The 9,255-nt window shown below is 48.5% G+C and carries 5 protein-coding genes; 1 reads left to right on the top strand and 4 read right to left on the bottom strand.

Annotated elements, in window-relative coordinates; all coding sequences use genetic code 11:
- Together ACJROR_RS14210 and ACJROR_RS14205 are read right to left on the bottom strand one after the other, a co-directional pair.
- Positions 1–278, bottom strand: a 278-nt coding sequence (locus tag ACJROR_RS14210; RefSeq protein WP_406547673.1) for a hypothetical protein, incomplete at its 3' end; no start/stop codon positions are given.
- A gap of 415 nt (positions 279–693) precedes the next feature.
- Positions 694–1,524 (bottom strand): DNA adenine methylase, encoded by an 831-nt coding sequence (locus ACJROR_RS14205; protein ID WP_406039580.1) that lies wholly within the window; start codon positions 1,522–1,524, stop codon positions 694–696.
- Positions 1,525–1,887: 363 nt separating this feature from the next.
- On the opposite strand from ACJROR_RS14205, the gene ACJROR_RS14200 reads away from it, so the two are divergent.
- Entirely contained in the window at positions 1,888–2,049 is a 162-nt protein-coding gene (locus ACJROR_RS14200; RefSeq protein ID WP_406039875.1) for a hypothetical protein, read from the top strand.
- Between the two features lie 21 nt (positions 2,050–2,070).
- Here the strand turns inward: ACJROR_RS14200 and ACJROR_RS14195 are convergent, their stop codons facing one another.
- On the bottom strand, positions 2,071–3,903 hold the full coding sequence (locus ACJROR_RS14195; protein ID WP_406039877.1) for a DUF262 domain-containing protein: 1,833 nt from the start codon (positions 3,901–3,903) through the stop codon (positions 2,071–2,073).
- 136 nt (positions 3,904–4,039) lie between these two features.
- On the bottom strand, positions 4,040–9,109 hold the full coding sequence (locus ACJROR_RS14190) for a type ISP restriction/modification enzyme (protein WP_406547672.1): 5,070 nt from the start codon (positions 9,107–9,109) through the stop codon (positions 4,040–4,042).
- Between the last annotated feature and the right edge of the window lie 146 nt (positions 9,110–9,255).

Raw genomic sequence — 9,255 nt, 5'->3', positions numbered from 1 at the left:
CCGCCCACCACGCCGCTGGTGGTGTAGGGCACATTGATGCCGATAAAAGGATGTACCGTGAAAACTGTATCGTCATCCAGATGGCAGACATCGTAGCGGTGGCATTCCACGTCGGTGTTGGTGAATGCCGCGCCCAGCCGGGCTCCCACATAGGGCCGGAAGTAGGTATCATACCGGCTTATCAGTCTCATGCTGTCATCGGCTGAAGCCTGAGCCGGGATCAGGGAAAAGGCCAGCGCTGCCGTGGCGGCCGCCAGGGGGAGAATCTTTTTAATCATAACTGTTCCTTCGTTTTGGTAGTCTGACAGGCGCCGGCAGAGACTGCTGCCAACGTACCCGCCCGCTTGCAGGGACGGTACCGGCTGCAACAACGGGACTGTAGCAGGATAGTAGCATTAGTATGCTTATGGGGGTTTATTGATTTAACTATGTGAAGATACTCACAGTCTAAATCCGACTTCGGCGGAAAATGGCGGCGGGGCGGGATGTTTTCAGAAAAAGATGCTGCTTTCAGGGAGCTTAAGATCTGCCGGAAGGAGCAGGGGAGATGCGGGCAGGGGACGGCAGGGGCAGAGCAGCATAGAACAGAGACGGAGATACCGGACAATTCTGAAAAAAAGCCGGAAAAACAAATTCCCGGCTCCGTCCTGCTTTATTCGCAAAGTCCCGCCTTCCGACCGGGACTTCATAAGCTCAGAAATTGGTGATAATGACTTCCTTTCCGGTTCTCTTGGTGGCGTCGCTGTTAATAAACCGTCTTACGGACATCTCGTGAATGTTAAAGCCCTGATAGAGCTCATGCACCAGGGGCACATTGTGATTGCTCAGCATGAGCTGCGCTCCCTTCTTCGAAAGCTCCTTGAAGAGATCGGCGAGGCGCATGTGATCCTGCAGGGCAAAGCCGTCCTTTGTATAGCTGGTGAAATTGGCGGTATCGCTTACCGGCACGTAGGGGGAATCGAAATAGACAAAATCTCCCTCCTGGACATCAGCGCAGGCATCCATGAAATCTCCCTGCATGATTTTTACATCATTGTCCCGGAGATACTGTCCGATGCCCCGGAGATTGTTTTCATCCATGGAGACGCCGCCGGTCTTGTTGTTGTAGGGGACGTTGAAAAGCCCCTTGCCGTTAACCCGGTAAAGCCCGTTAAAGCAGTGCTTGTTTATCCAGATCATGAGAGCGGCGCATTGAGCATCCAGTTCGCCGGAGCTGATTTTTTCATTATATTGCTGCCGTACTGCAAGGTAGCGTTCCTTGTCGCAGGGAACCCCGTCCAGTTCCTTGATGGCGGCGATCACGGCTTCGGCATCGGCCTTGAGCTGGCGGTAGACGTTGATAAGCTGCTCATTGATGTCGTTGATCACGGCATGCTGCGGCTGAGTGTCAAAAAGAAAGGCTCCGCCGCCGATAAAGGGTTCGTAGTATGTTCCGAAGGTGTCCGGCAGCAGGTCTTCCAGATGTTCCAGAAGCTGTGTTTTGCCGCCAGCCCATTTTACGAAGGGTGAGATTGCAAGTAGCATGTGGTGTCCTTTGCTTCCTTTTTTATCGTTAAGATTGCAAGTTAAATGAGTCAGGCCTGAAAGCAGATCCTTCAGGCCTTAAATTCCAGTGATTTCAGGATCCCCGGTGACTTCGGGGTATTGACACATCTCCGGTTATAGTCGCGCAAGGATATCATTTTTCCGGTCATAAGACATGGATTTTGGTATGAGACAGCGATTTAGCTTCCAGATTCGGCCTGATCCGTATGAGTCGGAACGGAAAAGCAAAATACTTTTCCGGAGTGGCATCTTCAGGAAATACGGTTTGCATTCACTAATCTGAGGCTTTGTCCGGTAGTTTCTTTTCCATTACCGCGCAGGTCTCTTTGAAAAAGATAAAAAATGGCCGGCGAGAATAACATGGCAGCTACGGTCAGCGACGTAGGGCGATTTTGGAGTTTACGGATTGGAAACGCGGATTGGAAATGGCAGGAGAAAGCGGCAGACTTTGCCGCTCATGAATGCGATACCGAACCTGAAACAAACCAGTTCGGTATTGCCTAATCTAAGTTGCACTAACTCTGTTTATTCCTTTAGGGCAAACATAGTTACAATCGTTTCGACCATGCGTTCAGTGCGGGCCTTTATGATATCCACAGTCCATTGATCCTTGTCGCAGACATCGCTGTTGAGATTAAACCCGTTAAGGTAACCGATATATTTGCCGTCTGAATCCTTGCGTTCCTTCTTTTCCTGAAACGATTTGTTACTCAGAGAACTGTTGTAAGCGGTAATGGTAAGGTTCCCAAAGGTATGCACATACTCGGCCTGAAGTTCCTTTGCTTTTTGACGATCTCCTCCGGCAATCATATTAACCCACGGATTCGGTATATTGTCCCCCTGTGGAAAAATATGCTCTATGGACCAGAAGTATTTACCCTTTTCATTTGTTTTCCACAGATCCTGTTCATTCTCCCGTGTCATGCCGCGTTTAGCCATCATGCAGAGGATAAAACGGGTGGCACTGACATTATCATCATATACCGGCCCCTTGAGTTTCTCTGCAAAGACCTCATCAGAAGCCGAATTATCCGCAAGCTTATTGCGAAGACGGGCCAAAATAACGTCTCCGGTCAGGTTGTTTTGTTCGATTTCCTCAATAAATGACATGAACATTCTGGTAAGATCCCGTGTCGGCGGTATATCTGTCATATTACGTCTTACAAAGAAATTAACCAGAAGCCGGCATACCTTGACAATTTCATCATCATTTATCTGGAGAGAATTATGATTTTTAACGAGGTACAGGAGAAGGAGATATGACGGAGCTCCTTGTATCCGCTTTAAATCAAGGTAGCTTTCTCGTTGCGCCGCAGTAAGACCATCTTCCTTGTTCAGAATAATGCCGGCATATAAGGAGGCGTTTTCTGTCAGCTTTTCCAATGCTTTGACAGGATTATCTTTGATGATTTTTTCATAAATGCCAAGCATAGTGGAACGAGTGGCCATAGTACCAAGCGGGTACAGCCGGTCTTCCTTGTAAAAGGGAAGGTTCAGTTCCTTTCTGAAGGCATTATAGTTCTGCCGGAAGAAGCGTTCCTGTTCATAGTACTCTTCGCCAAGATCCTTCAGAATTCCCTCCCAGCGGTTATAGTGGCTGTCGATATCCTTTTCTCCGGCTCTGTCGAGATGGGCCAGGAGCATATTTTTGATGAGATCAATAGCAGTCAGCGGAGCTCCGCGATCATTGAGTGATGCAAACAGCGTATACGCATCGGAATGACTGGGGACGTCAATTTTAACCAGAATAGCGGAGTTAACCTTGTCCAGGATTGTGAACAGAGAATTTATAACATCATCATTATCGTTGAGATAAGCCCAGATGCGTCCACAAAAATAGTCATAGGCTTTTACTACACGTCTTACACCAGCGTACGACGGCATATTTCTTTTCGGAGTGATAATACCGATTAGTGAAAGGATGCCGAGATAATCATCTCGGTTGCTTCCCTGTACTTGAGGGACAACCCGAATGGCGGAATCGGTATTTTTGAGCACCAGTTTTCTTTTGAGCTGAATAATATCGGTTAGCTGATCGTCGTTTAGCTTTTCATGGTGTTTGCTTAGTACGGTATACAGCGCTGCGAGGAATAAACTCAGGGTGGTGAGCCGCTGCTGGCCGTCCACGACCTCAAATTTAGGAGAGTTAATGGCATCGGTTGCAGTGTCAATGCAGATGATAGAACCAAGGAAATATCCTAAATCATTTTCAATAAGGTCATCGAAAAGCTGTTCCCAGTTATTCTTGCCCCAGGTGTAAGCCCGCTGGTATTTCGGTATTTCAAAAATATGCCGGGTATCGGGATCAAAAATCTGGGACAGCGGATATTTGTTGACGTTGATGTTATTTAAATTCATCTTTGAACTCCATTGTTATGGCAGTACGACTGCTTGGGTTCGGGCAGTGTTATGGGATTGTCCGGACAACGTCTGATACCACCATGCCATTGAAAAACGGGAGAGAGACACCTGCCTTCTCCCGCAATATAAGCCGTTATTCCTTATCCAGAGGATGAATCTCCAGCGGCGGCAGAGACTTAACTATTTTCACGGTTTCCATGCTGACGGTAATGACCTTGAGAAAGAGCGCCAGCGGGTATCTGGGGTCATTGGCGAATTTGTTGAAGTCGTTAACAATCCCATTCTCCTTATCTATCTCGGCTTTTTCCACAACCCAGTCCAAAGCGGACTTTTTGTTCACCACATATTCCTGTGCTTCCAGGGGAATATTGGAGACTGTAATAGCAGAATTGAAGAGGAGCTTAGTTTTATCATTGGCGTCATTGCCTTTTTTGCTGGGGATTCTGGCCCATTTCATTTTGGTGACGGTATAGTTCCGGGTATCCTCTCCCGTGATAGTGACACCGGGGTATTCGGGCTGTTTTTCGTAATTCACATGCAGGTCTGCCAGTTTTCTTCCGGCATCGACAAAAGCCCTGAAGTCCTGATAAGACGCCACTCGGGGAATACGGGGCAGTTCCTTGGCAAGGTTATTGGCATATCGGGCACGATAGTCCGAAGAGTGCAGTATCCCGTAGACGTAGTAGAAGACATCGTCCTTGGTAATTCCGGCACCTGTGCTGCCGTAGGCTTCCTGAAAATGTCTGAGACCAAAATCGGAGATGGCATCAGTCTTTTCGGTTCCGAAATTATCTGAGATGTACAGGTAGCGGGGGAATACAGAGGTATCGCCATTGCAGTGAATATCTGTAAGATGGTCAGTTATGAATGCTATTTGCCCGGTTTTTGTGTATCCCTGATTAACTGCAATGACCAAATTGTCAGAATCCTCAGTCGGAAAAACATTCTGCCATCTTCCGGGTCTTTCAATAAAACAGGGATTCTTCTCGTAGTAGAGGTACTGTTTAAAGAATGGCCGGTACAGAACGGTAATGATGTTTTTCGGGAGCCAGCTTAACGGTTGCAGCTTATGGAATTTCTTTTTGCTTCCGTCGGTCCATGAAATGTCTGCCCCTGATGCATTAATAACCGTATCAATGGCGGTGCCGGATTCCACCTCTGCTATGGCATCATTCCAGGCCTGAACGGTTCTTCTTAAACTGTTCTGAAGTTCGTCTTTGTCCGAGTTGTATACCCAGCAGTCCCTGCCGGAGGAAATTCCAACAACATAATCTTTGAAAATGGCATTGTCCGACCTCTTGGCTTTTTTGCCCTTGTCTTTTTTGGTTAACTCAATGTATTTCTCAAAAGTTTCATCCTTCAGATTCAGCCAGTCCCCGTGCTTATCAGGCACAATCTCTTCCCATTCCATATTTGATATGGAAGCATAGTCCGAAACCTCCTTGAGCTTCTGTTCTCTCGTCAGATAATCCGCCACGGTGTGGAAGTAAATCTTTCCCTTTTCCTGAGCCTGAGGATTTTTTATCAGGAATACGATAGCTATAGGAGCTCGGCTGCCTTCCCCGAATATTTTCCCGCCTTCCTGCCGAGAGCGTTCCCCTGATGTTCTTTGATTTCCTTTCAGGTGGTAGACGTAGATAGAACTGAACTCTTCCGCCATGCATTTCCGCATGCCGTCAGCGCTGGCGGAGTCCAGCCAGCCGGCATTGGTAATAAAACCGATAATACCGGATGATCCGATCCTGTCAGCAGCCCAGCGGTAGGCTCGGATATAGGAATCAAACAAACTTCCCTTTAAGGTTGCATTGCTTGCGGCAACATAAGTATTTTTAAGCCTTTTATCCAGAGCCTCATAATGCTCATTGGCATTATTGTCATTCTGAGATTCCTGGCCCACGGAGTATGGGGGATTCCCCACAATGATCCGGATTTCGGCATTGTTTTCCCGGCAGAGGTTATCGTTGTTTTCCGAGAGAGCGGTAATGAGATTCGCTTTGCCGTTGCTGGCAAAGGTGTCAGTCCAGACCGTAACATTGTTGGGGCGGTAATCCTTGTCGTCAACGAGATTGTGATAGGCGGTTTCAATGTTCATGGACGCAATGTAGTAAGCCAGAGGAACAATTTCGTTGGCATGAAGATCGTTCTCGTACTTGTATTTCAGCTGATCTTTTGGAATGAGCCCGCTCTCCATCATGCGGACAATGAAGGTTCCGGTGCCGGTAAAGGGATCCAGAACGTGAATGCCGTGAGCACCGACAGACTGGTTAAATTCCTTCTTAAGGAGATCTGCCACAGACCGGTTTATGAAGTCCACCACCTCAACGGGAGTGTAGATAATTCCCAGCTTGTCCCGGAGCTTGGGGAAGGCCTTCTGGAAAAACCTGTTGAAAATGTCCTTGATAATGGTCTGCCTGGTTACGGAATCCTGAGCGGCGCTCATGCGCAGGCTGACATCCTTGTAGAAGGGCTCCAGAAGTGAGGTGCAGCGGTTCATGCCGTCCTTGTCCAGTTTGGACAGCATTTCAGACATGGCCTTGGAAATGGGGTTCTGTTCCGCAAAGGGATATTCCCTGAAGATAGCCGCAAGGACAGGCTTGATTACAATATGCTGCCCGATCATTTCGATCACGGCATCTTCGGAAATCTGTCCGTTTAAGGTGGTCTTTATTTCATCGCGGAATACCTCCAGAGCTTTCCGGGAGTCCGAACTGTCTTTGACGATGTCCTTAATGTGGTTTATCTGGGTTTTGCAGATCTCGGCCACATCCTCAGCCCAGTCCTCCCATTCCCGGCGATTGCCCACTCTCTTGACGATGAGGGTCTTCAGGGATTCTTCCACGACAGCATTGCGGTACTGCTCCGCGAAGAGATCAAACATGGTGTCGGCTTTGGTCTCGCTCTCCTTCGTGCCCTTTGTTTTTTTGCCGGAAGAGAGAGTTTCTCCGGAAGCTCCCCGGGTTTTGGAGAACTTCTTGTCAGTTATGGAGATCACCTCGATATGCTTGCTGTTGATTTTGCCGGTTTCGCCGTCAATAACCCGGGCAAAGGCGGAATCGATGGATTTCAGAGCGTTCAGCACCTGCCATACCACTTCAAATTCCTTGTTTTTGTTTAAGAGAAGATCGGGAGAGGCTCCGGTGGGCAGTACAACCGGAAGAATGACATAGCCTCTCTTCTTGCCCGGAGATATGCGCATTACCCGTCCCACAGTCTGTACCACATCCACAGGGGATTTCCGGGGAGACAGGAAGATCACGGCATCCAGAGACGGCACATCAACCCCTTCGGAGAGACAGCGGACGTTAAACAGGATTTTGCAGATATTCTCCCCTGGTTCTTCCCGGAGCCAGCTTAAAAGGTCATCCTTTTGGGTAGCCGGCATGGCTCCGTAAATATATTTGGTTTCGAATTTCAGCTGGTGCGCTTCGTTGTAGGCGGAGTCATTCCAGTTTTGCCCGAAGCGCTTTTTGAGAAATGCCCTTTCCTTTTCCTGATACTTTTCAACAACTCGGCCGAACCAGTCAGCGTACTGCCTGGCCGCCGGGCGTTCATTGTTATCGGGTGAGGTTTCTATAACCCGGGCAAAGCCCACCGCTCTTTTCATATACTTTGGGGCGGCGAGTAAAGCATTACCATTTTCATCACCATCTTCTTTCTTGATATCCAGCTTTGCCAGAGCCCGGTAGGAGCCGATAATTTTGGCGGCATTGCTGATATTAACCGCAGACATTTCATCGGATGACAGGAAGGAATAATCCTTCTCCAGCAGGGATTCATCCAGAGTCAGGACAATAACCTTGTAGTCAACGAGACAGTTCATGGAAATGGCTTCGCTGAAGGTTACGGTGGCAAGATCCGGGCCGAAGACCTTTTCGTCATCCATGGAGTAGATGACTGCATCTCCGGAACTGGCCTGATCCTTGGCAACGGATCCGTAAATCCGGGGGGTGGCAGTCATGTAAAGACGTTTCCGGCCCTTGATGAAGGAATCGTTATGCACTCTCAGAAACAGGCTTTCCTCCCGATTGCAATCATCGGAAACAGCATAGCCTCCGGCAGTGCGGTGCGCTTCATCGCAGATAATGAGATCAAATTCCGGAATGGCGTCATTTCCGAAGCTGAACTGCGCTTCATGAAGCACATCGATAGACTGGTAGGTCGAGAATATAACCGTAAGATCCTGTTTTTTCAGGAGAGCCTCTTTGACCTTTGCCGTCAGGGATTTCGCATCGGTGGTAGCCGGGTAGGACAGCTGACTCAGGGATATCAGGTCGTCCAGATCCAGGGGATCGGATTTTCCAGTGGTGCTGTCGGAACAGACCGCAAAGGCATTGATATGAAGGGAGCACTGTCTTTTCCAGTCGGCGAGAGTCTGGGACAGCAGGGCCAGGGAGGGCACCAGAAACAGCACGAACCCTCCGGCGCCCACGTACTCCTCCGTAAGCTTCATGCTGGTAAAGGTTTTGCCGGTGCCGCAGGCCATAATGAGCTTGCCGCGGTTCACTGTTTTAAAGCCGGTGACGATCTGGTCAATCACTCTCCTCTGATAGTCCCGGAGCTGCCTCTTCTGGATATCCTCCTCATTGCCCTGGAGGTAAGCGTTCCAGTCAACGTTGGAGGTGGCAAGGCTTTCGCATGTTATTAAGGTAATGGGAATCTGTTTTCCTGCGAAGCTGTTCTTCAGGTTATCGCTCCAATCGTTATCTTTATTGGTGGCCACAATAAACCTTCTGGTGAAATAGGTTTTGTCCGAGTTGGAAATAAAGGAGTCAATTTCCCTTTTGCTGACGGTATGTCCCTCTTCGTACATCTTGCATTGAATGGCCGTAAAGGTATTGGGGTCTTCAGCATTGACGCCCACAAGGTCAATGCCAATATCTCGGGCGTTTACGGTCAGCTCGGGATGTTCCCTGGCCCAGTCCGCATAGGTCATAACCTTGCTGAAGAGATCCCGGTATGCTTCATCCCGGGTGAGCCAGCTTCTGATCAGGGTTTCAAACTTGGTGCCGTAATCCCTTTTGGTGATGACGGATTCCCGGATTTTTTTGAGCAGGTGATTGAAGGCCGCTTTATTGCTCTCTTCCGCAAAGGTATCATCGGCAGCGTTATCGGCGGTATTGCTGATAGAAGGGGAGGAATCTTCATGATTAAGATTAAGGGAGGAGGTGTCATTCGTCAGGTCGGTCACAAGTTCATCAGTCATAGGGGCATCCTTGCAAAGAAAACAGCTTCTGCATATCACGAATAATTTTTAATACTCAATTTAGCAGTAATTTTTTTTGCAATCAGAAAAGAGTTTGACGTTAAACGACTGAGAATCAGGTCAAGTTTCAGGGAATATCGGGGGTG

Source organism: Succinimonas sp., from assembly GCF_045225735.1.
Taxonomy (GTDB): domain Bacteria; phylum Pseudomonadota; class Gammaproteobacteria; order Enterobacterales; family Succinivibrionaceae; genus Succinimonas.
Note: the sequence above shows the minus strand (reverse complement) of the source record. Positions and strands in the feature narration are given on the sequence as shown.

Bases quoted from the DNA above. Each gene is read 5' to 3' on its own strand.
- ACJROR_RS14195 (WP_406039877.1), bottom strand. From the start codon at position 3,903: ATGAATTTAAATAACATCAACGTCAACAAATATCCGCTGTCCCAGATT.
- ACJROR_RS14205 (WP_406039580.1), bottom strand. From the start codon at position 1,524: ATGCTACTTGCAATCTCACCCTTCGTAAAATGGGCTGGCGGCAAAACA.
- ACJROR_RS14190 (WP_406547672.1), bottom strand. From the start codon at position 9,109: ATGACTGATGAACTTGTGACCGACCTGACGAATGACACCTCCTCCCTT.
- ACJROR_RS14200 (WP_406039875.1), top strand. From the start codon at position 1,888: ATGGCCGGCGAGAATAACATGGCAGCTACGGTCAGCGACGTAGGGCGA.